Genomic DNA, 26,093 nt, shown 5'->3' with positions numbered 1-26,093 from the left:
AACCGCATTGACGTGCCATACTCCAAGCACCTCCGATCACGTCAGATGGCCTCTTTTCCATGTCCAAAGGATTGAAACGCACCGCCGCCACGCTTGTGGCGCTGGTAGCGCTGTACGCTCTGCTCGGCTTCCTGATCCTGCCTGGCATCGCCCTGCGGGTTGCCAATCAGCAGCTGGCAGACTATTCCACTGTTCCTGCTCAGCTGCAGCGCCTGGAATTCAATCCGTTCAGCCTCGAGCTGACCCTGTGGGGGCTGAAGATCGGTGAACCCGGCGCGGAGCAGATCGGTTTCGAGCGGTTGTACGCCAATCTGCAATTGGACAGCCTGTGGACCGGCGCGCTGCATCTGGTTGCGGTGGAGCTGGAAAAGCCCCGGACCGAAGTGCTGTTCGACAAGACCGGCAAGCTCAACTTGAGCGGCTTGTTCAAGCTTCCCGCCAGCGACCCTGCTGCGCAAGACGCACCGTCCGAACCTTTCGCGTTGCGTATCGAAAGTATCAAGCTGGTGGACGGCTATCTGCATTTCAAGGATCTGCGTCCCAGCCAGCCGATCGAGTTTCTCTACGACTCGATGAATCTGGAGCTGCAGAACCTCAGCACGCTACCGGACGATCATGCCGACATGACGCTGGTAGCGAACAGCCCCCAGGGCGGGCGTATCGACTGGCGCGGACGTATTGGCCTGAGCCCGGTGTCTTCCCAAGGCTCACTGAAGGTGACCGATGCGCAGATGAGCGTCTGGTGGCCGTACGTGCGTGACAGCATGCCCTTGGCCCTGGAGAAGGGCGTGTTCACCCTCAGTGCCGACTACAACCTGAACCTGGCCAAGCAGACCGAACTCACCTTGGACAAGGTGGCCCTCACCGTTGCGCCCTTCGCGATCGCCGCTCCCGATGGCCGTCCCTTGGTACGGCTCGAACGCCTTGAGGTCAGCGATACATCGGTGGATCTGGTCAAGCAGTTGGTCAGGGTTGGTCAGATACGCAGTCACGGCCTGGAAACCTGGGCCGCCCGCGAGGCGGATGGACAGCTCGACTGGCAGAAGCTGTTCGCCAGCCCAACGACGGCACAGATGCAGGCACAGACGCCGGCAGCCAGCAAGCCGGCAGCCGCGCCAGCCAAGCCTTGGCAGGTGTTGCTCAAGGATGTGCAGTTGCGCGACTACCGGGTGCATCTGGCGGACCGTGTGCCGACCGACAACGTGGCAGTAGAGCTCGGGCCCCTCAACCTGGATCTGCGTGATTTCGACAGCCTCAACGGCGCTCCCTTCACCCTCAAGCTGGACACCGGGCTGGGCAAGCAAGGTCACTTGCAGGCCAGCGGCGAGGTCAGCCTGGCCCCGGTTGGCGCACGCCTGAAGGTCAGCACCCAGGACATCGACCTGCGTGTCGCGCAGGCCTACATCAGCCCGCTGATTCGCCTGGAGCTGCGCAGCGGCATGCTCGACAGCGATCTCGCTGTGCAACTGACCAGCACTGAACCCCTGGCGATGACGGTGTCCGGCCGCGCCGAAATCGATCAACTGCACACGCTCGATACGCTCAAGGAGCGCGATTTCGTCAAATGGCAGCACCTGACTCTCGACGGTCTCGACTACCGCCACGGCGATCGCCTGCAGATCGAGCGGGTGCAGCTGCAACAGCCCTACGCGCGCTTCATGATCAACGAAGACCGTACCACCAATATCGACGACCTGCTGATTCCGCAGCCGGCGCAGCCCGCCAACTCGGTCAACGCGGGGAAACCCGCAGGTGCCGAAAAACCGCTCGGCATTCGCATCGGCGCCGTGGACATCGACAATGGCTCGGCCAACTTTGCCGACTTCAGCCTCACCCCGAACTTTGCCACGGCCGTTCAGCAACTCAACGGGCGCATAGGTACGATCGACAACCGTCAGGCCAAGCCCGCACGCATCGACATCCAGGGCAAGGTCGACCGCTATGCGCCGGTGACCATCGCTGGTGCGCTGAATCCGTTCGACCCGATGGCCAGCCTGGATATCACGACCAGCTTCAAACGCGTGGAGCTGACCACCCTGACGCCCTATTCGGGCAAGTTCGCCGGGTATCGCATCCGCAAGGGCCGCCTGAACCTCGACTTGCACTACCTGATCACCAAAGGCCAGCTCAAGGCAGAGAACAAGCTGCTGGTGGAACAGCTGCAACTGGGCGACAAGGTCGACAGCCCGGATGCGGTCGATCTGCCGCTGCGCCTGGCCATCGCGCTGCTCAAGGATTCCCAAGGCAGGATCGCCATCGAACTGCCGGTGAGCGGAGATCTGAACAGCCCGCAGTTCAGCGTCATGCCGATCGTCTGGCAGACCCTGCGCAACCTGATGGTTCGTGCCGCTCAGGCGCCGTTCAAGTTCATCGGTGGGCTGGTCAATGGCGGCGGCTCGGAAGACCTGAGCACCGTGTCGTTCCGCCCAGGTTCGGACGAATTGAGCCCAGAGGCCCAGGCGGCCCTGGTGAAGCTGGCGGCGGCCTTGAAGGAGCGCCCGACCCTGCGCCTGGAAATCGAAGGCACCAGCGCCCAGGCCAGCGACGGCCCGCTCATTGCGCAGCAACGCCTGGAGCGCGAATACCAAAGCACCTACTATAAAATGGCCCAGCGCCGTGGCGACAAAGTCCCCGCCACCGCAGCCGAGATGCAAGTGCCTGACGACGACAAGCCGGCGATGCTCGAAGCCATCTACCGCACCCGGCTCAAAGGTCAGCCACCGGTGGAATGGCAACAGCTGGAAAGCAAGGTCCGCACCGACAAACTACGTGAAGCGGTGCTCAAGTCCTGGGCTTCGAACAATGCATTGCTGCGTCAGCTGGGGCAGGCCCGTGCAGGCAGCATCAAGGACTTTCTGGTCGACAAGGGCCAGTTGGCGGACGAGCGTGTGTACTTCATCGATGCAGCCCTGGGCCAAGCCGAAAAAGATGGGCGCATCATCACCCCCCTGCATCTGGATGCCGAATGAACAAATTGACTTGGATGACCTGCGTGCCATTGCTGCTGGCACTGTGCAATACAGCCAGCGCTGCCTCGACGATGCGCTGTGGCAACACCCTGGTGTCGCTGAACGATCGCACGGTTCAGGTAGAGCAGAAGTGTGGTGCGCCCGCCAGCAAGGCGCAGACAGGCTACGAACGCTCGGGGCCGATCAATCGACGCGTCGAACTGCCGATAGAAGAGTGGGTGTATGGACCTTCCAATGGCATGAGCCAATACCTGAAGTTCGTCGGCAGCAAACTGGTGCAGATCGAAAGCAGCCGCAACTGACGCATCATTTGAGCGCATGAACAACGCCCATAAAAAAAGCCCCAGCGCATGGCGCCGGGGCTCTCAGTGGCCACATCCCTGTGGCCTTCGCATGAAACTTACTCGGCTTTCAGGCCATCGGCGGAAACTGCTACCACGCCTTTGATTGCCTTGGTGATACGCACGGCAGTAGCTTTCTGAGCATCGGTCACAGCAACGGTCGACGACAGGGATACCACGCCTTTGTTGGTTTCTACCTTGATGTCGGTGCCTGGAATGCCTTTTTCGGTGACCAGATCGGATTTGACCTTGGTGGTGATCCAAGTGTCGGAGGTTGCTTCTTTGGCTTTAGTCATGTCACTAGCAGCAACAACCATTGGAGCCTGGGTGGACTGTTGAGCGAAAGCAGCGTTGGCCATGGTCAAGGTCAGCGCGGTAGCAGCAGCGGCAGCAATAGCGAACTTCTTCATACGAGTCACTCCTGTTTTTTGAAAGGTCTGCACCATTTAATGTCTTGGTGGCAGGTGACAAGGATATTGCAGACCTCGTGCCAACCGGTCAACATCGATAAAATCCTTTATTATCAACGACTTGAAATTCTGCCAAAAGACGTCTTTCGTGCAAGTTGCACGCCTGCGGGTAATTTTGCGTGCAAGTTGCAAGTTCGCAAAAGTTCCCTGATGTATTCGAGCGCCTCGGCTTGGCACTTTGAACAAAACCTAGACTACTGAGCAAACTCTAGACGAAAAAAAAGAGCCCCGCAGGGCTCCTTTTCTCAAGCCAGCGGGTTTACGCGCCCGAAGCCTTTGCAGCAGCAACGTCCTTGATGGACAGCTTGATACGGCCGCGGTTATCCACGTCCAGTACCAGTACTTCCACTTCTTCGCCTTCCTTGAGGATGTCGGTCACTTTCTCGACGCGCGCATCGCTGAGCATCGAGATGTGAACCAGACCGTCCTTGCCAGGCAGGATGTTGACGAAGGCACCGAAGTCAACGATGCGCTCGACCTTGCCCAGATAGATCTTGCCGATCTCGGCTTCTGCGGTGATACCCAGAACGCGCTGACGTGCTGCTTCAGCCGCTTCCTTGGATTCGCCGAAGATCTTGATCGAGCCGTCGTCTTCGATGTCGATCGAAGCCTTGGTTTCCTCGCAGATGGCGCGAATGGTAGCGCCACCCTTGCCGATCACGTCGCGGATCTTGTCGGTGTCGATCTTCATCGCGATCATGGTCGGCGCGTTTTCCGACAGCTCGGTACGCGAAGTGCCGATGATCTGGTTCATCTGACCGAGGATGTTCAGGCGCGCTTCCAGCGCCTGGCCCAGGGCGATTTCCATGATCTCTTCGGTGATACCGTTGATCTTGATGTCCATCTGCAGCGCGGTAACGCCCTTGGCGGTACCGGCTACCTTGAAGTCCATGTCGCCGAGGTGGTCTTCGTCACCGAGGATGTCGGTGAGGATGGCGAACTTGTCGCCTTCCTTGACCAGGCCCATGGCGATACCGGCAACCGGCGCCTTCATCGGCACACCGGCGTCCATCAGTGCCAGGGAAGCACCGCAGACCGACGCCATGGAGCTGGAACCGTTCGACTCGGTGATTTCCGATACCACGCGGATGGTGTACGGGAACACGTCGGCGGCTGGCAGCATGGCCTGTACCGAACGACGGGCCAGACGGCCGTGGCCGATTTCACGACGACCCGCGCCGCCCATGCGACCACACTCGCCCACCGAGAACGGAGGGAAGTTGTAGTGCAGCATGAAGGGGTCTTTCTTCTCGCCTTCCAGGGTGTCCAGCAACTGGGCGTCGCGGGCAGTGCCCAGAGTCGCCACGACCAGCGCCTGGGTTTCACCGCGGGTGAACAGGGCCGAACCGTGGGTTTTCGGCAGAACACCGACTTCGATGTTCAGCGGGCGCACGGTCTTGGTGTCGCGACCGTCAATACGCGGCTTGCCGTTGACGATGTTTTCGCGAACGGTGCGGTATTCGATCTCGCCGAAGATTTCCTTCACTTCGGCTGCGGTCGGCTTGCCTTCTTCGCCGGAGAACTTGGCGATCACCTGGTCACGCAACTCGCCCAGCTTGGCGTAGCGATCGGCCTTGACGGTGATGGTGTAAGCCTGGGAAACGGCATCGCCGAATTCGCCACGGATTGCGCCCAGCAGCTCGGTGTTCCAGGCTTTCGGAGTCCAGCTCCAGGTGGGCTTGGCGGCTTCTGCAGCCAGCTCGCCGACGGCCTTGATGACCGATTGGAACTCGTCGTGGGCGAACAGCACGGCGCCCAGCATCTGGTCTTCGGTCAGCTCTTTGGCTTCCGATTCAACCATCAGCACGGCATCTTTGGTACCGGCCACGACCATATCCAGGCTCGAAGCCTGCTGCTGCTCGTAGGTCGGGTTCAGCAGGTAGCCAGTGCTCTCGTGGAAGGCCACGCGCGCAGCGCCGATCGGGCCGTCGAACGGAATGCCGGAAATAGCCAGGGCCGCCGAGGTACCGATCATCGCAGCGATGTCCGGATCGGTTTTCTTGCTGGTGGAAACGACGGTGCAGACGACCTGCACTTCGTTCATGAAGCCTTCGGGGAACAGCGGACGGATCGGGCGATCGATCAAACGCGAGGTCAGGGTTTCTTTCTCGGAAGGACGGCCTTCACGCTTGAAGAAACCACCGGGAATCTTGCCGGCAGCGTAGGTCTTTTCCTGGTAGTGCACGGACAGCGGGAAAAAGCCTTTGCCTGGATCGGCTTGCTTGGCACCTACCACGGTCACCAGTACGGTCACGTCGTTATCGACGGTGACCAGCACGGCGCCGGAGGCTTGACGGGCAATACGGCCCGTTTCGAGGGTTACGGTCGATTGACCGAATTGAAACGTCTTGATTACCGGGTTCACGGTTTCCTACCTTCTGTTGGCTCTTGGGGGAACTGGTTTCTTGCGAAATTCTTGGGCAGAGCGGGGAATCGGCCCCGTTGACCGTCCAGATACAACTTGAGGCTGGAAACCTGCCCGCCCCCGCGGAAAACCCGCTGGGGTACGACAGACAACCAACCTCAGGATTGCGCGTGGCGCCCTCGCAGGCCCGGGCTTGAGCCCGGGCCTGCGAACATGGCAAACCACGCTTGTCACCGCGTGTCGAGCCGCTATTAGCGACGCAGACCCAGACGACCGATCAGGGCGCTGTAACGGGTGACGTCCTTGCCCTTCAGGTAATCCAGCAGCTTGCGGCGCTGGTTGACCATACGGATCAGGCCACGACGCGAGTGGTGGTCCTTGCCGTTGGCCTTGAAGTGACCCTGCAGCTTGTTGATGTTGTGCGTCAGCAGTGCAACCTGCACTTCTGGCGAACCGGTATCACCAACGGCTTGCTGGTAGTCGGCAACGATTTGAGCTTTGTCTTCAACGCTAAGAGCCATGAGGCATCTCCACTATCAAGGGCACTGCACGCAGTGTCCAACAGGCCAGGGCAAAACCCTGTTTTCATGAGAAGAGGCGCGACCGTGCCTGTTGACAGCCGTCCTCGACCAGCCGCCACGAATACCGTGACGACCGGGATCGGTCATTCCGACCGAATCAAGCGACGTGGCGCAATGCGCCCGTCTTCGCTCACTTCACCGATTCCGATGAAGCGACCATTGTGATCCTGCACCCGCACCATGCCGAACTTGGGAGCTTCGGGAGCCCTCACCGGCTGGCCGTGGAGCCAGTAGAACGCGCTGTGCTCCGAAAACTGCAGCAGCGGCCAATCCTGCAGGCCGCTGTCCGATGGCAGCAGGAACCTGTCCACTGCCTCGTTGCCGCCTTCGGCATGCACGGCTTCGAGCTCTTCGAGCGTGACCGTCTGCGCCAGGCTGAACGGGCCCGCTTGCGTGCGACGCAGTTCTGCAACGTACGCACCACACCCCAACGCCTCGCCGATGTCCTCGACCAGGGTCCGAATGTAGGTGCCTTTGCTGCAGTCCACGGCGAACCTTGCAGTGGTCTGCTCGCAGCCAAGCAATTGCAGCCGCGCAATAGTAACAGAACGCGGCTCGCGCTCCACTACTTCACCGGCACGCGCCAGCTTGTACAATGGCTGCCCATCGCGCTTGAGCGCCGAGTACATCGGCGGTATCTGGCTGATCTGGCCACGGAAACGAGGCAATACCGCCTCGATGTCGGAGTGACCGACGGTCACCTCGCGGGTCTGCAGAACCTCGCCCTCGGCATCGGCCGTGGTCGTGGTCTTGCCCAGTTGCGCCAGGGTCTCGTAGCCTTTGTCGGATTCGAGCAGGTACTGGGAAAACTTGGTCGCCTCGCCGAAACACAGCGGCAGCACACCGGTGGCCAAGGGATCGAGACTGCCGGTATGACCGGCCTTCTCGGCATTGAGCAGCCAGCGCACTTTCTGCAGCGCGGCGTTGGAAGTGAACCCCAGTGGCTTGTCCAGCAGGATGATGCCACTGACATTGCGACGGATACGCTTGACCTGAGCCACCGGGATTACTCCTTGGTCTCTTTGGCCGACTCGTCCGCGTGATGCTGGCTGTCCTCGGCCACGGCACGCTCGATCAACGCCGACAGATGAGCGCCACGGCTCACGCTTTCGTCGTAGTGGAAGTGCAACTGCGGCACGCTGCGCAGCTTCATTTCCTTGGCCAACTGCATGCGCAGGAAACCCGCGGCCGAGTTCAACACCTTGATGCTCTGGGCGATGTCGGCAGCGCTGTCCTGGCCCATGACGGTGATGAAGATCTTGGCATGACCGACATCGCGGCTGACTTCGACCGCTGTGATGGTGACCAGGCCAACGCGTGGATCCTTGACCTCGCGACGGATCAGTTGCGCCAGCTCGCGCTGCATCTGATCGCCGATACGCTGGGTACGGCTGTATTCTTTTGCCATGTTTCATTACCTGTAACTAGAGCGGCAAACGCCCGATCAGGCTGGGCCGGATCGGGCGTTGCGTTTAGAACCGGCCCGGCGCTGGCCGGACAGGTTCCTGGAGGTCGCAGCTTAGAGAGTACGAGCCACTTGGACTTTCTCGAAGACTTCGATCTTGTCACCGACCTTGACGTCGTTGTAGCTCTTGACGCCGATACCGCATTCCATGCCGGCACGCACTTCGGACGCATCGTCCTTGAAGCGACGCAGCGATTCCAGCTCGCCTTCGAAGATCACGATGTCTTCGCGCAGTACACGGATCGGACGGTTGCGGAAGACCACACCCTCGATGACCATGCAGCCGGCGATCGCACCGAACTTCGGCGAACGGAACACGTCACGCACTTCGGCGATACCCAGGATGTTCTCGCGAACATCGCTGCCCAGCATACCGGTCAGGGCTTTCTTGACGTCTTCGATGATGTCGTAGATCACGTTGTAGTAACGCATATCCAGACCTTCCTGCTCGACGATCTTGCGCGCGCCAGCATCGGCCCGCACGTTGAAGCCGAACAGTACCGCTGTCGAAGCCAGCGCCAGGTTGGCATCGGATTCGGTGATACCACCGACGCCGCCACCGACCACACGCACTTGCACTTCGTCGTTGCCCAGGCCATTCAAGGCACCCTGCAACGCTTCCAGCGATCCACGGACGTCGGATTTGAGGACGATGTTGAGCGTCTTCTTCTCTTCCTGGCCCATGTTTTCGAAGATGTTTTCCAGCTTGCCGGCGTGAGCACGGGCCAGCTTGACTTCGCGGAACTTGCCTTGACGGAACAGAGCCACTTCACGGGCTTTCTTCTCGTCAGCAACCACGCTCATCTCGTCGCCGGCATCCGGGGTACCATCAAGGCCCAGGATCTCGACCGGAATGGCCGGACCGGCTTCCTTGATCGGCTTGCCGTTCTCGTCGAGCATGGCACGTACGCGGCCGTAGTTCGAACCGACCAGCACCATGTCGCCCTGACGCAGCGTACCGTCCTGAACCAGCACGGTGGCCACCGGGCCACGGCCCTTGTCCAGGCGCGATTCGACGACCACACCACGGCCAGGAGCCGATGGCGTTGCGGTCAGTTCCAGTACTTCAGCCTGCAGCAAGACGGCTTCGAGCAATTCGTCGACGCCAGTACCCTGCTTGGCCGAAACCGGTACGAACGGGGTGTCGCCGCCCCACTCTTCCGAAGTCACACCGTGAACCGACAGCTCGCTGCGGATACGGTCCAGGTCGGCGCCCGGCTTGTCGATCTTGTTCACTGCAACCACCAGCGGCACGCCAGCGGCTTTCGCATGCTGAACGGCTTCGATGGTTTGCGGCATCACGCCGTCGTCCGCCGCGACCACCAGGATCACGATGTCCGTCGCCTTGGCACCACGGGCACGCATCGCGGTAAACGCGGCGTGGCCCGGGGTGTCGAGGAAGGTGACCATGCCGCGTTCGGTTTCGACGTGGTAGGCACCGATGTGCTGGGTGATACCGCCGGCTTCGCCTGCAGCAACCTTGGCACGACGAATGTAGTCGAGCAGCGAAGTCTTGCCGTGGTCGACGTGGCCCATGACGGTCACGACCGGTGCACGAGCGAACGCCTCACCCTCGAACTTCAGCGATTCGGCCAGGGAATCTTCCAGGGCGGTGTCGCTGACCAGGGTCACCTTGTGACCCAGCTCCTCGGCAACCAGCTGGGCAGTTTCCTGATCCAGCACCTGGTTGATGGTGGCTGGCGTGCCCAGCTTGAACATGAACTTGATGATCTCGGCAGCCTTGACCGACATCTGTGCGGCCAGATCGCCAACAGAGATGGTCTCGCCAATTTTCACGTCACGCACCAGCGGGCCGGTAGGGCTCTGGAAACCGTGAGCGTTGCGCTTCTTCAGCTTGCCCTTGCCACGACCGCCACGACGGAAGCCATCGCTCTCTTCGTCGGTGGTACGCGGTGCGGCACGCGGCGTCGGAGCCTTTTCCTTGACGGTGGCACGGTGAGGCTGGTTCTTGCGCTCGCCATCACTGTTGCCACTGCCGCTGCGACGGTCGTCGTTGCGCGGCTTGTCGGGACGCCGAGGCTCTTCCTTCTTGCGCTCAGGCGCCGGTGCAGGTGCCGGGGCGACCGCAGCCACATCGACGCTTGGCGCCGAAGGAGCTTGGGTTGCGGCGGCAGGGGCGTCGGCCTGAGCGGTGCTGCCAGGCTGCTTGCGCGTTTCTTCGTCGGTACGCGAACGGGTGTCCTGCTCGACTTTCTGACGGGCAGCATCATTCGCTGCGCGACGCTCGTCGAGCTCGCGCTTCTGCTCGGCCTGGATCTCTTCCGGGCTGCGCTGAACGAATACCTTCTTCTTGCGTACTTCTACGCTGATGCTCTTGCTACCGGCCACACGCAGGGTGCTTTGGGTCTTGCGCTGCAAGGTAATCTTGCGCGGTTCTTCCGCTTTCGCCTTGTGGCTGCTTTTCAAATGAGCCAGCAGAGCCTGCTTCTCATTGTCGGTCACAACTTGTCCGGCGTCGGTGTGCGGCAGACCTGCCTCACGCATCTGCTGAAGCAGGCGCTCTACCGGTGCGGCGACCTCTTGGGCCAATTCTTTCACCGTGACTTGCGTCATGCACTTCTCTCCTCAGGCCGCGCCAATTACTCGAACCAATGGGCTCGGGCGGCCATGATCAACTTGCCGGCACGATCTTGGTCAATGCCGTCGATGTCGAGCAGGTCGTCAATCGACTGCTCGGCCAGGTCTTCGCGGGTAACTACGCCGCGCACCGCCAGTTCCATCGCCAAATCCTTGTCCATACCCTCAAGCGAGAGCAGGTCTTCGGCCGGATGGGCGTCTGCCAGCTTTTCCTCTGTAGCGATGGCTTTGGTCAACAAACGATCCTTGGCCCGAGCGCGAAGCTCGTTGACGATGTCTTCGTCAAAGCCGTCGATGTTGAGCATCTCTTCCAACGGTACGTAGGCAATTTCTTCCAGGCTTGTGAAGCCTTCGTCGACCAGTACCTGGGCCAGCTCTTCATCGACTTCCAGCTCGTCGATGAAGTTGCGCAGGATGTCACCGGTTTCCGCTTGCTGCTTGGCCTGAATGTCCGACTCGGTCATCACGTTCAGTGTCCAGCCAGTCAACTGGCTGGCCAGACGCACGTTCTGCCCGCCACGGCCAATTGCCTGGGCCAGGTTGTCGGCACCCACGGCGATGTCCATGGCATGGGCGTCTTCGTCGACGATGATGGCCGCGACTTCCGCCGGGGACATGGCATTGATGACGAACTGTGCCGGGTTATCGTCCCAGAGGACGATGTCGACGCGCTCGCCGCCCAACTCGCCGGACACAGCCTGCACACGCGAACCGCGCATGCCGATACAGGCACCTTGCGGGTCGATGCGCTTGTCCTTGGAGCGAACGGCGATCTTGGCGCGCGAACCCGGATCACGGGATGCGGCCATGACTTCAATGAGGCCTTCAGCGATTTCCGGCACCTCGATGCGGAAAAGCTCGATGAGCATTTCCGGCGCGGTACGCGAAAGGATCAGTTGAGGACCCCGGTTTTCGGTACGAATTTCCTTGAGCAGCGCGCGCAGGCGCACACCGACACGGAAGGTTTCGCGCGAAATGATATCTTCCCGAGCCAGCAAGGCCTCGGCGTTGTTGCCCAGATCGACGATGACGTTGTCGCGGGTCACCTTCTTGACCGTGCCAGAGATGATCTCGCCCAGTCGTTCACGGTAAGCATCCACCACCTGGGCGCGCTCGGCCTCGCGAACTTTCTGCACGATCACCTGCTTGGCGGTCTGGGCAGCGATGCGACCGAACTCGATGGAGTCGATCTTCTCTTCGATGACATCACCCACCTTGGCTTCGGGGTGTGTCAGTACAACCTTGCTCGGCCAGGTTTCGATGGCCGGATCGTCCAGGTCGTCTTCTTCGACGACCGTCCAGCGACGGAAGGTTTCGTAGGAGCCGGTGTGGCGATTGATTTCCACACGAAGATCCACTTCGTCTTCGAAGCGTTTCTTGGTCGCGGTCGCCAGAGCAATCTCCAGCGCTTCGAATATTACGCCTGCCGGTACACCCTTTTCATTGGATACCGACTCAACAACCAGCAGTACTTCTTTGCTCATCGTACGCCTCGCCTTTCGCAAGCCATTGGATCCGCGGGACCCGCAGTATCTGGCACGTCTCAGTCAAAACTGGGAATGATATTGGCCTTGTCGATCGAATCGATCGGCAGCAGGAATTCGTGTTCGTCTACTCGAATCACGACATCCTGGTCCTCCACACCATGGAGAAGGCCCTGAAAGTTGCGTCGTCCTTCGAAAGGGGCGCGCAGCTTTATCTTTACTTGTGCTCCGGCGTACGCGGCAAACTGTTCGATGTTGAACAGCGGGCGTTCCATGCCTGGAGAAGAAACTTCAAGGGTGTATTCGACGGTGATTGGATCTTCAACGTCCAGTACACCACTGAGCTGGCGGCTGACAATGGCGCAATCGTCCACCAGCACTCCGCCCTCTTTATCGATATAGACACGCAAAAGTGAATGGCGGCCTTGAGCCGAAAACTCAATACCCCAGCATTCATAGCCAAGGGCCACGACCACCGGGGCCAACAAGGCCTGCAACTGTTCTAGCTTGCTCGACACCTGAACCCCCTCGTGCATGCTGTGCAAATAAAAAATGGGCGAAGCGCCCATCCCGGATACGCCGTTGAATACCGGCGCTAAGAACTGTCCAGCTAACAAAAAGCCCCTTTGAAAAGGGGCTTTGCTAAAACTGGTTGCGGGAGCTGGATTTGAACCAACGACCTTCGGGTTATGAGCCCGACGAGCTACCAGACTGCTCCATCCCGCGACAAAGCTGGGGCGAAAGTATACGACCGAACCCGTTTTGGGTCAATCCAAGCTTCCACCGACAAGAAAGCCCGCAACAGCGGGCTCTCCTGATAATTGGTACCGAGAAGGGGACTCGAACCCCTACACCCTATGGGCACAACCACCTCAAGGTTGCGTGTCTACCAATTCCACCACCTCGGCAATACAACGTGTGAAACCCTTACCGCTTTTGTAACCCTGACACTCTTGCGAGTATCACTTTTGCCCTTGAGCCTGAGGAACGTCGGTAGCAGGAGCTACGTCGGTCTTTTGCTCTTGGAGCACCGGAACATCATCTGCTGCCGGCTTCTGCCTAGGTGCTTCGATGACCGCTGGATCTGGCAAACCTACTTGAGTCAGCTGTTGAGCTTTCTCTTTAGCAAAGTAACCTAAACCCAAGCTGGTTATGAAGAAACAGGCGGCAAGTATAGCAGTAAACTTACTAAGAAAGGTAGAGGAACCTTGGCTTCCGAAGACAGTATTTGATGCACCTGCCCCGAATGACGCGCCAGCGTCCGCACCTTTACCCTGTTGCAGCAAAACCAGAGCGACAACGCTCAGTGCACCCAACAGATGAAGAACGACTACGACTGTTTCCAGCATTTTCTCAGTTTCCCGCGGCGCGACAGATCGCACCGAAATCATCTGCATTCAGGGAAGCACCACCAATGAGGCCCCCATCGATATCCGGCATGCCGAACAGTTCGGCCGCATTGGCCGCTTTGACGCTACCGCCGTACAACAGCCGCACAGCTTGTGCGACCTTGGCATCTTCTGCCGTCAACTGAGCGCGGATGGCGGCGTGCACATCCTGAGCCTGTTGCGGCGTGGCAGTCAGCCCGGTGCCAATGGCCCAGACCGGCTCGTAGGCAATCACCGCATGGGTGAAAGCTTCGATACCCAAGGCTGCAATGACGCTGCCCAGCTGACGACCTACAATTTCCAAAGTCTGACCGGCTTCGCGCTCTTCAAGGGTTTCCCCCATGCAAAGCACTGGCGTCAGGCCGGCCGCTTGCGCGGCGCGGAATTTCTCGATCAGTTGCTGCTCGCCTTCGCCGATGACCTGGCGACGCTCGGAGTGACCGATCAGAACCAGCGAACAACCGGCATCGACCAATTGGCTCGAGGCGGTTTCGCCGGTCAATGCACCTTGCTCGGCCTGAACCGCGCAGTTCTGCGCACCGACAGCGATATGGCTGCCCTGCAGACCCTCGACCACACGGTCGACGAACAACAGGGGCGGGAACACCGCAACCTCGACAGAGTCGGACAAGGACTGTTCGGACAGACCCTTGATCAGCTCGGCGACGCTGGCGCGGGTACCGTGCATTTTCCAGTTACCAGCTACCATGGGGCGACGCATGCTGTACCTCGTCGATCAAAGTGGGCGCAGATGTTACCCAACGCAACGTTCACTGGCAAGCCGTATTCAGGCGCAAACTTCACTCACCAGCCTGGCAAGCTCATCGGCGTAGCCACGCACGACTTTTTCGTCGTCGCCTTCGACCATTACCCGCACCAGCGGCTCGGTTCCGGACTTGCGCAACAGCACGCGCCCGCGACCACCCATGGCCTCGGTCACCCGCGCGCAGGCTTCCTTGACCGAGGGGTGCTCGACCGGATTGACGTCGCCGCCGGCAAAGCGCACGTTGACCAATACCTGAGGACACTTGCGCAGCCCCTGACGGGCGTGTGCAAGGGTTTCGTCACGGCGCTTGAGGGCCAGCAGCACCTGCAGCGCAGCGATGATCGCATCGCCCGTGGTGGTGTGATGGCAGCAGACGATGTGGCCCGAATTCTCGCCACCCAATTGCCAGTCACGCTCCTTGAGCTCGGCCATCACGTAGCGGTCGCCGACGCTGGCGCGAACGAATGGGATGGACAGGTCCTGGAAGGCCAGTTCCAGGCCCAGGTTGCTCATCAGGGTACCGACCACGCCGCCGTGCAGCTTGCCGCGCTCGTGGAGATCGCGGGCGATGATGAACAGCAAGTCGTCGCCATCGACGATGGCGCCCGTATGGTCGACCATCAATACGCGGTCACCGTCCCCGTCGAAGGCGATGCCCAGGTCGGCATGGCCTATCAGCACGGCAGCCTGCAACGCTTCCATGTGGGTCGAGCCGCAGTTGTCGTTGATGTTCAGGCCATCGGGCGCGGCAGACAGCACGGTGACCTGTGCCCCCAGCTCACGAAACACGTTGGGTGCGACCTTGTAGGTGGCGCCATGGGCACAATCGATCACCAGCTTGAGGCCGGCGAAGTCGGTGGTGGTGGGCACACTGCTCTTGCAGAACTCGATGTAGCGGCCAGCGGCGTCGTTGATGCGCGAAACCTTGCCCAGCTTGCTGGATTCGGCCACCGTCATCGGCGCATCCATGAGCTCCTCGATCATCGACTCGACTTCGTCGGGCAGCTTGGTGCCCTGGCCGGAGAAGAACTTGATGCCGTTGTCATCGTGCGGGTTGTGCGATGCACTGATGACGATCCCGGCCTCGGCATGGAACGTACGCGTCAGGTAGGCGATGGCGGGCGTGGGCATCGGGCCGAGCAACAGGACGTCGGCGCCGGCCGCGGACAGGCCGGCCTCCAGCGCCGACTCGAACATGTAACCAGAAATCCGCGTGTCCTTGCCGACCAGCACGCGGCACGCGCCCATCTTGCGGAACGCCATGCCGGCCGCCCAGCCCAGCTTGAGCATGAAATCAGGGGTAATCGGGTACTCGCCGACACGACCACGAATGCCGTCGGTGCCAAAATATTTCCTGCTCATAAGTACTCCGTAATTCTTATTCGGCCGCTTCAACGGCGGCGATCATCCGAACGACATCAATCGTTTCGGCCACATCGTGGACGCGCAAGATCTTCGCACCCTTGGTCATCGCCAAGGCCGCCAGGGCCAAGCTGCCATTGAGGCGCTCGGCCACTGGCTTGTTCAGGGCCAACCCGACCATGCTCTTGCGCGAAACACCTACCAGCAAGGGCCGCCCAAGCGCATGCAGCGCCTGCATATGCTTGAACAGGCTGAGGTTGTGCGCATGCGACTTGGCGAAACCGAAGCCTGGGTCGAGCAGTATACGCTCTGCAGGGATGCCGACCGAAGCACAGGCGTGCATGCGTTCGGACAGAAAGCCCGCCACCTCGCCCAGCAGGTCGTCGTAGTGGGGATGGTCCTGCATGGTGCCTGGCTCGCCCACCATGTGCATCAGACACACCGGAAGGCCGGTGGCCGCAGCGGCGTCCAGTGCGCCGTCGCGGCGCAGCGCGCGCACGTCGTTGATCAAACCGGCGCCGAGCCGTGCACTTTCGCGCATGACTGCCGGCGTGGAGGTGTCCACTGAAATGATCACATCCAGCTCGCGGTTGATCGCCTCCACCAGAGGGGCGACACGCTCAAGCTCTTCCACCGCAGACACCGCACGAGCGCCGGGGCGTGTCGATTCGCCACCGATGTCGATCAGGGTTGCGCCGGCATCGACCATCGCCTGCGCATGGCGCAGGGCCAGATCGCGCTGGTTGAAGCGGCCACCGTCGGAAAAGGAGTCGGGAGTGATATTGAGAATGCCCATGACATGCGTCTGGGCCAGATCGAGAACTCGGTTGCCGCAAGGCAACCGAGTGGGGTATTGCGAAGGGGTCATGTCAAACCTTAGGTATCGAGCGTTGAGGCGTCTGTATCAGACCTCGGCCGCTGGCCCACCGATGGGTGTTTCAGGACGTGGATCCGGGGCGATGGTCGTGCCCGACGAACCCGACCCACCGCCGGACCAATCGCGAGGCTCACGCGGTGTGCGGCCTGCCATGATGTCGTCGATCTGATCGGCATCGATCGTCTCGTACTTCATCAGCGCGTCCGCCATTGCATCCAGCTTGTCACGGTTGTCCGTGAGGATCTGCCTGGCCGTGCCGTAGCACTGGTCGATGATGCTGCGCACTTCGGAGTCAATGACCTTGGCAGTCTCGCCCGACACTGCTGCCGCACCACCGCCGCCGCCACGACCCAGGTAACCCTGGTCTTCGTCTTCCGCATAGAGCAGCGGCCCGAGCTTCTCGGACAGGCCCCACTTGGTGACCATGTTCCGAGCGATCTGGCTGGCACGCATGATGTCGTTGGACGCACCGGTGGTAACGCCATCGAAGCCCAGCGTCATTTCCTCGGCAATGCGCCCCCCGTACAGCGAGCAGATCTGACTGATCAGGGCGCGCTTGGAGAGGCTGTAGCGATCTTCTTCAGGCAAGAACATGGTCACACCCAGCGCGCGACCGCGCGGGATGATCGAGACCTTGTAGACCGGGTCGTGCTCGGGCACGACGCGACCGACGATGGCATGGCCCGCTTCATGGTAAGCCGTGTTCTGCTTCTCTTTCTCGGACATGACCATGTTTTTGCGCTCGGCGCCCATCATGATCTTGTCCTTGGCGAGCTCGAATTCCTTCATCTCGACAAGGCGCTTGCCATTGCGGGCAGCGAACAGCGACGCTTCGTTGACCAGGTTGGCCAGATCGGCACCGGAGAAACCCGGTGTACCGCGAGCGATGACCGCAGGGTTCACGTCGTCGCCCAAGGGCGCTTTCTTCATGTGAACCTTGAGGATCTGCTCGCGACCGCGGATATCCGGCAGGCCCACCACGACCTGACGGTCGAAACGGCCAGGGCGCAGCAGCGCAGCGTCGAGCACGTCCGGACGGTTGGTCGCGGCAATGACGATGATGCCGTCATTCATTTCGAAGCCGTCCATTTCGACCAGCAACTGGTTGAGCGTCTGCTCGCGCTCGTCGTGACCACCGCCCATGCCGCCGCCACGATGGCGACCCACGGCATCGATTTCGTCGATGAAGATGATGCAAGGCGCGTGCTTCTTCGCCTGTTCGAACATGTCACGTACACGGCTCGCACCGACACCGACGAACATCTCGACGAAGTCCGAACCGGAAATGGTGAAGAACGGTACCTTGGCTTCGCCGGCAATGGCCTTGGCCAGCAGCGTCTTACCCGTACCGGGCGGGCCGACCATCAGCACGCCGCGGGGGATGCGACCGCCCAGGCGCTGGAACTTGCCTGGATCGCGCAGGAACTCGACCAGCTCGCCGACTTCCTCCTTCGCTTCGTCGCAACCGGCCACGTCGGCCAGGGTGGTCTTGACCTGGTCTTCGGAGAGCAGGCGCGCCTTGCTCTTGCCGAAGCTCATCGGGCCGCCCTTGCCACCCGCCCCGCCCTGCATCTGGCGCATGAAGAACATGAACACCGCAATGATCACCAGGATCGGGAAGCTGGCCACCAGAAGCTGGGTCCAGATGCTTTGCTGTTCAGGCTGCTTGCCCTCGACCACGACCTTGTTGTCCACCAGGTCGCCGATCAGGCCATTGTCCTGAATGGCAGGCCGGATGGTCTTGAAGGCATCGCCATCGGTACGCTTGCCGGTGATGACATAGCCATCCACGGCAACGCGCTCGACCTTGCCGTCCTTCACCTGCTGGATGAAGTCGGAATAGTTGAGGGTCTGCGGCTCATTGGGGCTGGAGAAGTTGTTCATGACCGTCACCAGGACGGCGGCGATGATCAACCACAGGATCAGATTCTTTGCCATATCGTTCAATTCGCTACCCTCTGAAGCCTGCTACCCGCAACCCGCGCAGGCGTGCTTCGCATGATGTTCACCGGCCAAACTTACTACATTGCCTACGGCTCCGCAGGCGGCGTCTGTAACCTTTTGTGAAACTTTGACTGCGTAATCTTCGTTTATGCTCAGCATGCCGCGCCATTTAATAAAAGCTATCGACAGCCTCAGACCTCATGGTCCGGCTTTTCCGCGCCCTTGAAACCACGGCCCAGCAAGTACTGCTCGCGTGAGCGGTCACGGGACGAGGAAGGCTTGCGCATCTGCACTTTCTCGAACATCTGCCGAACGGTCTTGTGATACACGTCGAAGCCTTCACCCTGGAAGACCTTGATCAGGAAATCACCGCCCGGACGCAGGACCCGGCTGGCCAGGTCGAGCGCCAGCTCGCAGAGGAACATTGCACGCGGCATGTCGACTGCGGCCAGTCCACTCATATTGGGGGCCATATCGGAAATCACAAGGTCGACCTGCGAATTACCGACGGCCTCGAGGATCTGCGCGAGCACTGCATCCTCGGTGAAGTCGCCCTGAATGAAGGTGACATCGGGGATGCTGTCCATTTCCAGGATATCGGACGCGATGAGTCGGCCCTGGCCACCAATCAGACGACTGGTCACCTGGGACCATCCGCCAGGCGCGGCGCCCAGGTCGATGACACTCATGCCGGGGCGGATCAGGCGGTCGCGCTCCTGTATTTCCAGCAGCTTGTAGCTTGCACGCGAACGATACCCGTCTTTCTGCGCCATCTTGACGTAGGGATCGTTGAAGTGTTCTTTCAGCCAATTGAGGCTTGTCTTGGAACGGGCCACGGGGCACCTCGAATAACGGGTCGTGATTAACTGGGCGGAGCCGAGGGCGCTCGGGTAAACTGGCCGCCGCTTTTTACAAGATCAGATGAAGGGTCAGATTATGCCGCTCACTCAAGAGCAGAAGAAACAGTACAAATCGATTGGTCACCATCTGAAGCCGGTTTTGATGGTTGCCGACAATGGTTTGACTGAAGGTGTTTTAGCAGAATTCGAACGCGCCTTGAGCGATCACGAGCTGATCAAGATCAAACTCAACATCCTCGACCGCGAACAGCGCCTGCAAGCCGTTGCCGAATTGTGCAAGGTCGGCCGTGCCGATCTGGTCCAGGTCATCGGCAAGATGGCCCTGGTTTACCGCAAGAACCCGCAAGTGAACAAGCAACTGTCGAACGTGCATCGCTTTCGCTGATGCCCGGGCCGACCCTCGAGGTCGCGCCCTGCGCGCCGCCGAGGGGCCCGGCTGCCCTACCAACACCAGGCTAACGCCCAACAGCTGGTAGCACCACAGCTGCCAGATGGCGGCGCTCACGCGCCGCCACGGCAGTCGATCAAACGTGGGCGACTTCGACGATCTCGTACTCGATCACGCCGCCGGGGGTTTTCACCGTGACCACGTCGCCTTCTTCCTTGGCGATGAGGGCACGTGCGATGGGCGAGCCATGGGACAGCTTGCCACCCTTGATATCGGCTTCGTCCTCACCGACGATCTTGTACTTCACGCGCTCGTCGGTTTCGACATTGGCGATTTCCACGGTCGTGCCGAAAATCACCTTGCCGGTTTTCGGAATCGTGGTGACGTCGATTACCACGGCGTTCTGCAAACGCCCCTCGATGTCACGGATACGCGCCTCGACCATGCCCTGCTCTTCGCGGGCCGCATGGTATTCGGCGTTTTCCTTGAGGTCGCCCAGCTCGCGCGCCTCACCGATGGCCTGGCTCAGGCGCGGACGCTCGACCTTGCTGAGTTTTTCGTGCTCTTCCTCCAGGGCACGATGGCCCTGGACGGTCATTGGGTACTTGATCATGCGTTGAGTCCTGCGTGGAGATCCTGCAAACGGCGCACGGTCTTTTCAGGACCGAACTTGAGCGCTTCACAGATCGCTTCGCCAGCGGCAATGGTCGTGGTGCAGTAGATCTTGTGCTGCAAGGCGTTGCGACGGATCGAGTAAGAATCGGCGATCGACTGACGGCCTTCGGTGGTGTTGATGATCAAGGTGACTTCGTCGTTCTTGATCATGTCGACCACGTGCGGGCGACCTTCGGTCACCTTGTTGACGCGACGTACCTTCAAACCGGCTGCTTCGATGACGCGTGCGGTGCCTGCGGTGGCGACCACTTCGAAGCCCAGTGCGATCAGGTCGCGGGCCACGCCAGCCACCAGCGGCTTGTCGTCGTCACGCACGCTGATGAAGGCCGTGCCGCCGGTCGGCAGCACTTCGCTGGCGCCCATCTGCGCCTTGGCGAAGGCTTCGCCGAAGGTGTCGCCGACACCCATCACTTCACCCGTGGATTTCATTTCCGGGCCAAGGATCGGGTCGACGCCAGGGAACTTGGCGAACGGGAACACCGCTTCCTTGACGCTGTAGAAGTTGGGAATGATTTCCTTGGTGAAGCCGATTTCCTTCAGGGTCTTGCCGGCCATGACGCGCGCGGCAATCATCGCCAGCGAGGTGCCGATGCACTTGGACACGAACGGTACGGTACGCGAGGCACGCGGGTTGACTTCGATCACGTAGATCTTGTCGCCCTGCAGCGCCAGCTGCACGTTCATCAAGCCGATGACACCCAGTTCCAGGGCCATCTTCTTGACCTGCTCGCGCACTTCGTCCTGGACGTGGGCCGGCAGCGAGTACGGCGGCAGCGAGCAGGCCGAGTCACCGGAGTGAACACCGGCCTGCTCGATGTGCTGCATGATCGCGCCGATGACCACGTCGGTGCCGTCGCACACCGCATCCACGTCCATCTCGATGGCGCAGTTGAGGAAGTGGTCGAGCAGTACCGGGCTGTCGTTGGACACCTGTACGGCTTCACGCAGGTAGCGCTTGAGCTCGTCGAGTTCGTAGACGATCTCCATGGCGCGGCCGCCCAGTACGTACGACGGGCGCACGACCAGCGGGTAGCCGATCACGCCAGCGGCGCGAATGGCTTCTTCTTCGCTGCGCACGGTCGCGTTCGGCGGCTGCAGCAGGTTCAGGCGCTGGACCATCTGCTGGAAACGCTCGCGGTCTTCGGCGCGGTCGATGGAATCAGGGCTGGTGCCGATGATCGGCACGCCGGCCTCTTCCAGGGCGCGGGCCAGTTTCAGCGGGGTCTGGCCGCCGTACTGGACGATGACACCCTTAGGCTTCTCGACGCGCACGATTTCCAGCACGTCTTCGAGCGTCAGTGGCTCGAAGTACAGGCGATCGGAGGTGTCGTAGTCGGTGGACACGGTTTCCGGGTTGCAGTTGACCATGATGGTCTCGTACCCGTCGGCGCGCAGGGCCAGGGCTGCGTGAACGCAGCAGTAGTCGAACTCGATGCCTTGGCCGATACGGTTCGGGCCACCGCCCAGGATCATGATCTTGTCGCGGTCGGTCGGGTTGGCCTCGCACTCTTCCTCGTACGTGGAGTACAGGTAGGCGGTGTCGGTGGCGAACTCGGCGGCGCAGGTGTCGACGCGCTTGTAGACCGGGAACACGTCCAGCTTGTGGCGGTGACGACGCAGATTCTTGTCGGTGATGCCCAGCAGCTTGGCCAGGCGCTGGTCGGAGAAACCCTTGCGCTTGAGGCGGAACATCAAGGCCTTGTCGATATCGGCCAGACCCAGGGTCTTGACCTTCTCTTCTTCCTTGATCAGGTCTTCCATCTGCACCAGGAACCAGCGGTCGATCATGGTCAGGGCGAAAATGTCGTCCACGCTCATGCCGGCGCGCATGGCGTCGGCGACGTACCAGATGCGCTCGGCGCCCGGCACGGTCAGTTCGCGCTTGAGGATGCCGTTGGCTTCGGGGCTGCTCAGGTCGACTTTCGGGTCCAGGCCACTGACGCCCACTTCCAGGCCGCGCAGGGCTTTCTGCAGGGATTCCTGGAAGGTCCGGCCGATGGCCATGACTTCACCCACGGATTTCATCTGGGTGGTCAGGCGCGCGTCCGCTTTCGGGAATTTCTCGAAGGCGAAGCGTGGCAGCTTGGTGACGACGTAGTCGATGGACGGCTCGAACGACGCCGGGGTCTTGCCGCCGGTGATGTCGTTCTGCAGTTCGTCGAGGGTGTAGCCGACGGCCAGCTTGGCCGCGACCTTGGCGATCGGGAAGCCGGTGGCCTTGGAAGCCAGTGCCGAGGAACGCGACACGCGCGGGTTCATCTCGATGACGACCATGCGGCCGGTGTCCGGGCAGATACCGAACTGCACGTTGGAGCCACCGGTTTCCACGCCGATCTCGCGCAGCACTGCCAGCGAAGCGTTGCGCAGGATCTGGTATTCCTTGTCGGTCAGGGTCTGCGCCGGTGCGACGGTGATCGAGTCACCGGTGTGCACGCCCATCGGGTCGAAGTTCTCGATGGAACAGACGATGATGCAGTTGTCCTTTTTGTCGCGGACCACTTCCATCTCGTACTCTTTCCAACCGATCAGCGATTCGTCGATCAGCAGTTCCTTGGTTGGCGACAGGTCCAGGCCACGGGCGCAGATCTCTTCGAACTCTTCACGGTTGTAGGCGATGCCGCCGCCGGTACCGCCCATGGTGAACGATGGACGAATGATGCACGGGAAGCCGAGCTTCTCCAGCACGGCATTGGCTTCTTCCATGCTGTGGGCAATACCCGAACGCGGGCAGGCCAGGCCGATGGACTTCATGGCCTTGTCGAAACGCGAACGGTCTTCGGCCTTGTCGATGGTGTCGGCATTGGCACCGATCATTTCCACGCCGAACTTGGCCAGAACGCCTTCGCGCTCCAGGTCCAGGGCGCAGTTCAGGGCAGTCTGGCCACCCATGGTCGGCAATACGGCGTCCGGACGCTCTTTCTCGATGATCTTGGCCACGGTCTGCCACTTGATCGGTTCGATGTAGGTGGCGTCGGCCATGTCCGGGTCGGTCATGATGGTGGCCGGGTTGGAGTTGACCAGGATGACGCGGTAACCCTCCTCGCGCAGGGCCTTGCAGGCCTGGGCGCCGGAGTAGTCGAATTCGCAGGCCTGGCCGATGACGATCGGGCCGGCGCCAAGAATCAGGATGCTTTTCAAGTCTGTACGTTTTGGCATGGTTCTCACTCAATTGCGCAGTTCAGCCGGCTGCCCGCCTAAACTTTATTGGGCGGCGCCCTGGCGGCCTGTCCGTCTTCGACGGGGCCGGCCGGGGCGCGCGTTACACACGGGTCCGACAGTGATCAGCGGCGCTTGGCCATCGATTCGATGAAGCGGTCGAACAGCGGCGAGACGTCGTTCGGACCGGGGCTGGCTTCAGGGTGACCCTGGAAGCTGAACGCGGCCTTGTCGGTCAGCTCGATACCCTGCAGGGTGCCGTCGAACAGCGATTTGTGGATCGCGCGGACATTGCTCGGCAACGTCGCTTCATCTACCGCGAAGCCGTGGTTCTGGCTGGTGATCATCACCACGCCGCTGTCGACATCCTGCACCGGGTGGTTGGCACCGTGGTGACCATGACCCATCTTGACGGTCTTGGCGCCGGCAGCCAGGGCCAGCAACTGGTGGCCGAGGCAGATGCCGAAGACCGGAATCTCGGTCTGCAGCACTTCCTTGATCGCCTGGATAGCGTAGTCGCAGGGCTCTGGATCGCCAGGGCCGTTGGACAGGAACACGCCATCGGGGTTGAGCGCCAGCACGTCGGCGGCCGGGGTTTGCGCAGGCACCACGGTGAGGTGGCAGCCGCGCTCGACCAGCATGCGCAGGATGTTGACCTTGACGCCGTAGTCGTAGGCGACCACATGGTAAGGCAGCTCGCTGTTGGGCCTATCGGGGTGGCTGTCGGATTTCAGTTCCCAGACGCTGGAGCGCCACTGGTAGGTGTCCTTGGTGCTGACTTCCTTGGCCAGGTCCATGCCCTTGAGGCCGGGGAAGGCGCGCGCGGCGGCGATGGCGGCCTCTTCGCTGATGTCGTCACCGGCCATGATGCAGCCGTTCTGCGCGCCTTTCTCTCGCAGGATGCGGGTCAGGCGGCGGGTGTCGATGCCGGCGATGGCAACCACGTTGTTGGCTTTCAGGTAGTCGTCCAGGGCCATGGTGTTACGCCAGTTGCTGGCCACCAATGGCAGGTCGCGGATCACCAGGCCTGCGGCCCAGACGCGATCGGACTCGGCATCTTCCGGGGTGGTGCCGGTGTTGCCGATGTGGGGGTAGGTCAGGGTGACGATTTGCTGGGCATAGGAAGGATCGGTAAGGATTTCCTGATAGCCGGTCATGGCGGTGTTGAACACCACCTCTCCAACGGTTTGCCCGTCGGCTCCAATGGCTTCGCCGCGAAAGATGCTGCCATCGGCAAGGGCGAGTATGGCTGGCTTAGTCAAGAAGACCTCCCGTAAATAAAGCCTGAAAGGGCGATCGCAGGTTGTAAAAAAGCGGAATGCCGTATGGATACGTCACCCCGCTTCTTTTCATCGAATTATCTGCGCGCTTTTAGTGGACACACTAAAGCTGTAGCTTACAGAAAAGAGGGGTTTTGGTCTACCGCGAATGCGGTGCGGACTTGAGGGAATGCGACTTTGGCGCGCCTTCCCCTGTAGGAGCGGTCATTGGCCGCGAATAGGCACCGCGGTGTGTCAGCAAGACCGCGGCGTCTGGTTCGCGGCCGATGACCGCTCCTACGGGAGGAGCGAGCCTGGCACAGCTGGGTCAATGCAGGTCCAGCACGTCCTGCATGTCGTAGAAGCCTGGGGCGCGACCGTCGAGCCAGAGGGCGGCGCGTACCGCTCCCTTGGCGAACGTCATGCGGCTGGACGCCTTGTGAGTGATCTCGACGCGCTCGCCGTCAGCGGCGAACAGCACGGTGTGGTCACCCACCACGTCGCCAGCGCGCACGGTGGCGAAACCAATGGTCTGGCGCTCGCGCGCGCCGGTCTGACCTTCACGGCCGTACACCGCCACCTTTTTCAGATCGCGACCCAACGCGCTGGCAATCACTTCGCCCATGCGCACGGCCGTGCCCGAGGGCGCATCGACCTTGTGCCGGTGATGGGCTTCCATGATCTCGATATCGACGTCGTCGCCCAACACGCGCGCAGCGGTGTCGAGCAACTTCAGGCACAGATTGACGCCGACACTGAAGTTGGCGGCGAAGACGATGGGGATATCCTTGCCCGCCTCGGCCAGCAATGCCTTTTCTTCGGCACTGAAACCAGTGGTGCCGATGACCATGGCCTTGCCCGCCTTGCGGCAGAACGCCAGGTTCTTCAGCGTTACCGTTGGGTGGGTGAAGTCGATCAACACATCGAACTCCTCCGCCACCTTGGCCACGTCGCCCGACAGCGGTACGCCGATCCGCCCCAGCGCAGCCAGCTCGCCAGCATCGGCGCCCACCAGCGTGCTGTCCGGCCGATCGACCGCCGCCGTCAAACCGGCGCCGGGCGCCAGCTGGACCGCTTCGATCAAGGTCTTGCCCATGCGCCCGGCGGCGCCCATCACAGCTATACGTCGCATGCTCGAATCCTTA

At 61.0% G+C, this 26,093-nt stretch carries 21 protein-coding genes and 2 tRNA genes; 3 read left to right on the top strand and 20 right to left on the bottom strand.

Annotated features, from left to right (window positions below; all coding sequences use genetic code 11):
• Positions 1 to 59 precede the first annotated feature (59 nt).
• Complete coding sequence (locus IFU31_RS20455; RefSeq protein ID WP_192104422.1) at positions 60 to 2,969, top strand: DUF748 domain-containing protein; 2,910 nt, start codon at positions 60 to 62, stop codon at positions 2,967 to 2,969.
• Entirely contained in the window at positions 2,966 to 3,271 is a 306-nt protein-coding gene (locus tag IFU31_RS20450; RefSeq protein ID WP_122480178.1) for a DUF2845 domain-containing protein, read from the top strand. Before IFU31_RS20455 ends, IFU31_RS20450 begins: the two co-directional genes overlap by 4 nt.
• A gap of 98 nt (positions 3,272 to 3,369) precedes the next feature.
• Here the strand turns inward: IFU31_RS20450 and IFU31_RS20445 are convergent, their stop codons facing one another.
• The 16 genes from IFU31_RS20445 to rlmE form a co-directional block, all read right to left on the bottom strand.
• Positions 3,370 to 3,720: a BON domain-containing protein gene (locus IFU31_RS20445; RefSeq protein WP_192104420.1), complete on the bottom strand. Its 351-nt coding sequence runs from the start codon at positions 3,718 to 3,720 to the stop codon at positions 3,370 to 3,372.
• Positions 3,721 to 4,039: 319 nt separating this feature from the next.
• A complete protein-coding gene (gene pnp, locus IFU31_RS20440) occupies positions 4,040 to 6,145 on the bottom strand; it encodes a polyribonucleotide nucleotidyltransferase (protein ID WP_122714828.1) in 2,106 nt (701 codons plus the stop codon).
• Positions 6,146 to 6,396: 251 nt separating this feature from the next.
• Positions 6,397 to 6,666 carry a 30S ribosomal protein S15 gene (gene rpsO / locus IFU31_RS20435; RefSeq protein ID WP_043190760.1) on the bottom strand — a complete coding sequence of 90 codons (270 nt, stop codon included), beginning with the start codon at positions 6,664 to 6,666 and terminating at the stop codon, positions 6,397 to 6,399.
• 143 nt (positions 6,667 to 6,809) lie between these two features.
• Positions 6,810 to 7,727, bottom strand: a complete 918-nt coding sequence (gene truB / locus IFU31_RS20430) for a tRNA pseudouridine(55) synthase TruB (protein ID WP_122480181.1) — start codon at positions 7,725 to 7,727, stop codon at positions 6,810 to 6,812.
• A 5-nt stretch (positions 7,728 to 7,732) separates the two neighbouring features.
• On the bottom strand, positions 7,733 to 8,134 hold the full coding sequence (gene rbfA, locus IFU31_RS20425) for a 30S ribosome-binding factor RbfA (RefSeq protein ID WP_122480182.1): 402 nt from the start codon (positions 8,132 to 8,134) through the stop codon (positions 7,733 to 7,735).
• Positions 8,135 to 8,245: 111 nt separating this feature from the next.
• Positions 8,246 to 10,765, bottom strand: coding sequence for a translation initiation factor IF-2 (infB, locus tag IFU31_RS20420; RefSeq protein WP_122480183.1), 2,520 nt, complete (start codon positions 10,763 to 10,765; stop codon positions 8,246 to 8,248).
• A gap of 26 nt (positions 10,766 to 10,791) precedes the next feature.
• Complete coding sequence (gene nusA / locus IFU31_RS20415; protein WP_122480184.1) at positions 10,792 to 12,273, bottom strand: transcription termination factor NusA; 1,482 nt, start codon at positions 12,271 to 12,273, stop codon at positions 10,792 to 10,794.
• Positions 12,274 to 12,332: 59 nt separating this feature from the next.
• Positions 12,333 to 12,791, bottom strand: coding sequence for a ribosome maturation factor RimP (rimP, locus tag IFU31_RS20410; RefSeq protein ID WP_163007671.1), 459 nt, complete (start codon positions 12,789 to 12,791; stop codon positions 12,333 to 12,335).
• 131 nt (positions 12,792 to 12,922) lie between these two features.
• Positions 12,923 to 12,999: transfer RNA gene (locus IFU31_RS20405), tRNA-Met, on the bottom strand.
• A gap of 96 nt (positions 13,000 to 13,095) precedes the next feature.
• Positions 13,096 to 13,181: transfer RNA gene (locus tag IFU31_RS20400), tRNA-Leu, on the bottom strand.
• Between the two features lie 54 nt (positions 13,182 to 13,235).
• Positions 13,236 to 13,622 (bottom strand): preprotein translocase subunit SecG, encoded by a 387-nt coding sequence (gene secG / locus IFU31_RS20395; RefSeq protein ID WP_122480186.1) that lies wholly within the window; start codon positions 13,620 to 13,622, stop codon positions 13,236 to 13,238.
• Positions 13,623 to 13,626: 4 nt separating this feature from the next.
• On the bottom strand, positions 13,627 to 14,382 hold the full coding sequence (tpiA, locus tag IFU31_RS20390) for a triose-phosphate isomerase (protein WP_192056400.1): 756 nt from the start codon (positions 14,380 to 14,382) through the stop codon (positions 13,627 to 13,629).
• 66 nt (positions 14,383 to 14,448) lie between these two features.
• Complete coding sequence (gene glmM, locus IFU31_RS20385) at positions 14,449 to 15,789, bottom strand: phosphoglucosamine mutase (RefSeq protein WP_122480188.1); 1,341 nt, start codon at positions 15,787 to 15,789, stop codon at positions 14,449 to 14,451.
• 16 nt (positions 15,790 to 15,805) lie between these two features.
• Positions 15,806 to 16,657, bottom strand: a complete 852-nt coding sequence (folP, locus tag IFU31_RS20380; RefSeq protein WP_122480189.1) for a dihydropteroate synthase — start codon at positions 16,655 to 16,657, stop codon at positions 15,806 to 15,808.
• 36 nt (positions 16,658 to 16,693) lie between these two features.
• A complete protein-coding gene (ftsH, locus tag IFU31_RS20375; RefSeq protein ID WP_185795388.1) occupies positions 16,694 to 18,604 on the bottom strand; it encodes an ATP-dependent zinc metalloprotease FtsH in 1,911 nt (636 codons plus the stop codon).
• Positions 18,605 to 18,801: 197 nt separating this feature from the next.
• Positions 18,802 to 19,446, bottom strand: coding sequence for a 23S rRNA (uridine(2552)-2'-O)-methyltransferase RlmE (rlmE, locus tag IFU31_RS20370; RefSeq protein ID WP_122480191.1), 645 nt, complete (start codon positions 19,444 to 19,446; stop codon positions 18,802 to 18,804).
• Positions 19,447 to 19,546: 100 nt separating this feature from the next.
• Between rlmE and IFU31_RS20365 the strand changes: the two genes are divergently transcribed.
• On the top strand, positions 19,547 to 19,855 hold the full coding sequence (locus IFU31_RS20365) for a YhbY family RNA-binding protein (RefSeq protein ID WP_049858703.1): 309 nt from the start codon (positions 19,547 to 19,549) through the stop codon (positions 19,853 to 19,855).
• A gap of 139 nt (positions 19,856 to 19,994) precedes the next feature.
• Here IFU31_RS20365 and greA read toward each other — a convergent pair whose 3' ends face one another.
• The 4 genes from greA to dapB all read right to left on the bottom strand — a co-directional run bounded on the left by greA (position 19,995) and on the right by dapB (position 26,080).
• Positions 19,995 to 20,471, bottom strand: a complete 477-nt coding sequence (greA, locus tag IFU31_RS20360; RefSeq protein WP_122480192.1) for a transcription elongation factor GreA — start codon at positions 20,469 to 20,471, stop codon at positions 19,995 to 19,997.
• Positions 20,468 to 23,689 (bottom strand): carbamoyl-phosphate synthase large subunit, encoded by a 3,222-nt coding sequence (gene carB, locus IFU31_RS20355; protein ID WP_122714823.1) that lies wholly within the window; start codon positions 23,687 to 23,689, stop codon positions 20,468 to 20,470. Before carB ends, greA begins: the two co-directional genes overlap by 4 nt.
• A gap of 125 nt (positions 23,690 to 23,814) precedes the next feature.
• Positions 23,815 to 24,951, bottom strand: a complete 1,137-nt coding sequence (gene carA, locus IFU31_RS20350) for a glutamine-hydrolyzing carbamoyl-phosphate synthase small subunit (protein ID WP_192059937.1) — start codon at positions 24,949 to 24,951, stop codon at positions 23,815 to 23,817.
• A 325-nt stretch (positions 24,952 to 25,276) separates the two neighbouring features.
• Positions 25,277 to 26,080: a 4-hydroxy-tetrahydrodipicolinate reductase gene (gene dapB, locus IFU31_RS20345; RefSeq protein WP_122480195.1), complete on the bottom strand. Its 804-nt coding sequence runs from the start codon at positions 26,078 to 26,080 to the stop codon at positions 25,277 to 25,279.
• Between the last annotated feature and the right edge of the window lie 13 nt (positions 26,081 to 26,093).

The organism is Pseudomonas sp. CFBP 13602 (assembly GCF_014842725.1).
Taxonomy (GTDB): domain Bacteria; phylum Pseudomonadota; class Gammaproteobacteria; order Pseudomonadales; family Pseudomonadaceae; genus Aquipseudomonas; species Aquipseudomonas baltica.
This window is presented reverse-complemented; position numbering and strand designations above follow the sequence as displayed.

Coding starts and splice junctions, on each gene's coding strand:
- IFU31_RS20365 (WP_049858703.1), top strand. CDS start 19,547: ATGCCGCTCACTCAAGAGCAGAAGAAACAGTACAAATCGATTGGTCAC.
- carB (WP_122714823.1), bottom strand. CDS start 23,689: ATGCCAAAACGTACAGACTTGAAAAGCATCCTGATTCTTGGCGCCGGC.
- folP (WP_122480189.1), bottom strand. CDS start 16,657: ATGACCCCTTCGCAATACCCCACTCGGTTGCCTTGCGGCAACCGAGTT.
- dapB (WP_122480195.1), bottom strand. CDS start 26,080: ATGCGACGTATAGCTGTGATGGGCGCCGCCGGGCGCATGGGCAAGACC.
- glmM (WP_122480188.1), bottom strand. CDS start 15,789: ATGAGCAGGAAATATTTTGGCACCGACGGCATTCGTGGTCGTGTCGGC.
- rbfA (WP_122480182.1), bottom strand. CDS start 8,134: ATGGCAAAAGAATACAGCCGTACCCAGCGTATCGGCGATCAGATGCAG.
- ftsH (WP_185795388.1), bottom strand. CDS start 18,604: ATGGCAAAGAATCTGATCCTGTGGTTGATCATCGCCGCCGTCCTGGTG.
- tpiA (WP_192056400.1), bottom strand. CDS start 14,382: ATGCGTCGCCCCATGGTAGCTGGTAACTGGAAAATGCACGGTACCCGC.
- IFU31_RS20455 (WP_192104422.1), top strand. CDS start 60: ATGTCCAAAGGATTGAAACGCACCGCCGCCACGCTTGTGGCGCTGGTA.
- rpsO (WP_043190760.1), bottom strand. CDS start 6,666: ATGGCTCTTAGCGTTGAAGACAAAGCTCAAATCGTTGCCGACTACCAG.
- IFU31_RS20445 (WP_192104420.1), bottom strand. CDS start 3,720: ATGAAGAAGTTCGCTATTGCTGCCGCTGCTGCTACCGCGCTGACCTTG.
- IFU31_RS20450 (WP_122480178.1), top strand. CDS start 2,966: ATGAACAAATTGACTTGGATGACCTGCGTGCCATTGCTGCTGGCACTG.
- nusA (WP_122480184.1), bottom strand. CDS start 12,273: ATGAGCAAAGAAGTACTGCTGGTTGTTGAGTCGGTATCCAATGAAAAG.
- infB (WP_122480183.1), bottom strand. CDS start 10,765: ATGACGCAAGTCACGGTGAAAGAATTGGCCCAAGAGGTCGCCGCACCG.
- secG (WP_122480186.1), bottom strand. CDS start 13,622: ATGCTGGAAACAGTCGTAGTCGTTCTTCATCTGTTGGGTGCACTGAGC.
- greA (WP_122480192.1), bottom strand. CDS start 20,471: ATGATCAAGTACCCAATGACCGTCCAGGGCCATCGTGCCCTGGAGGAA.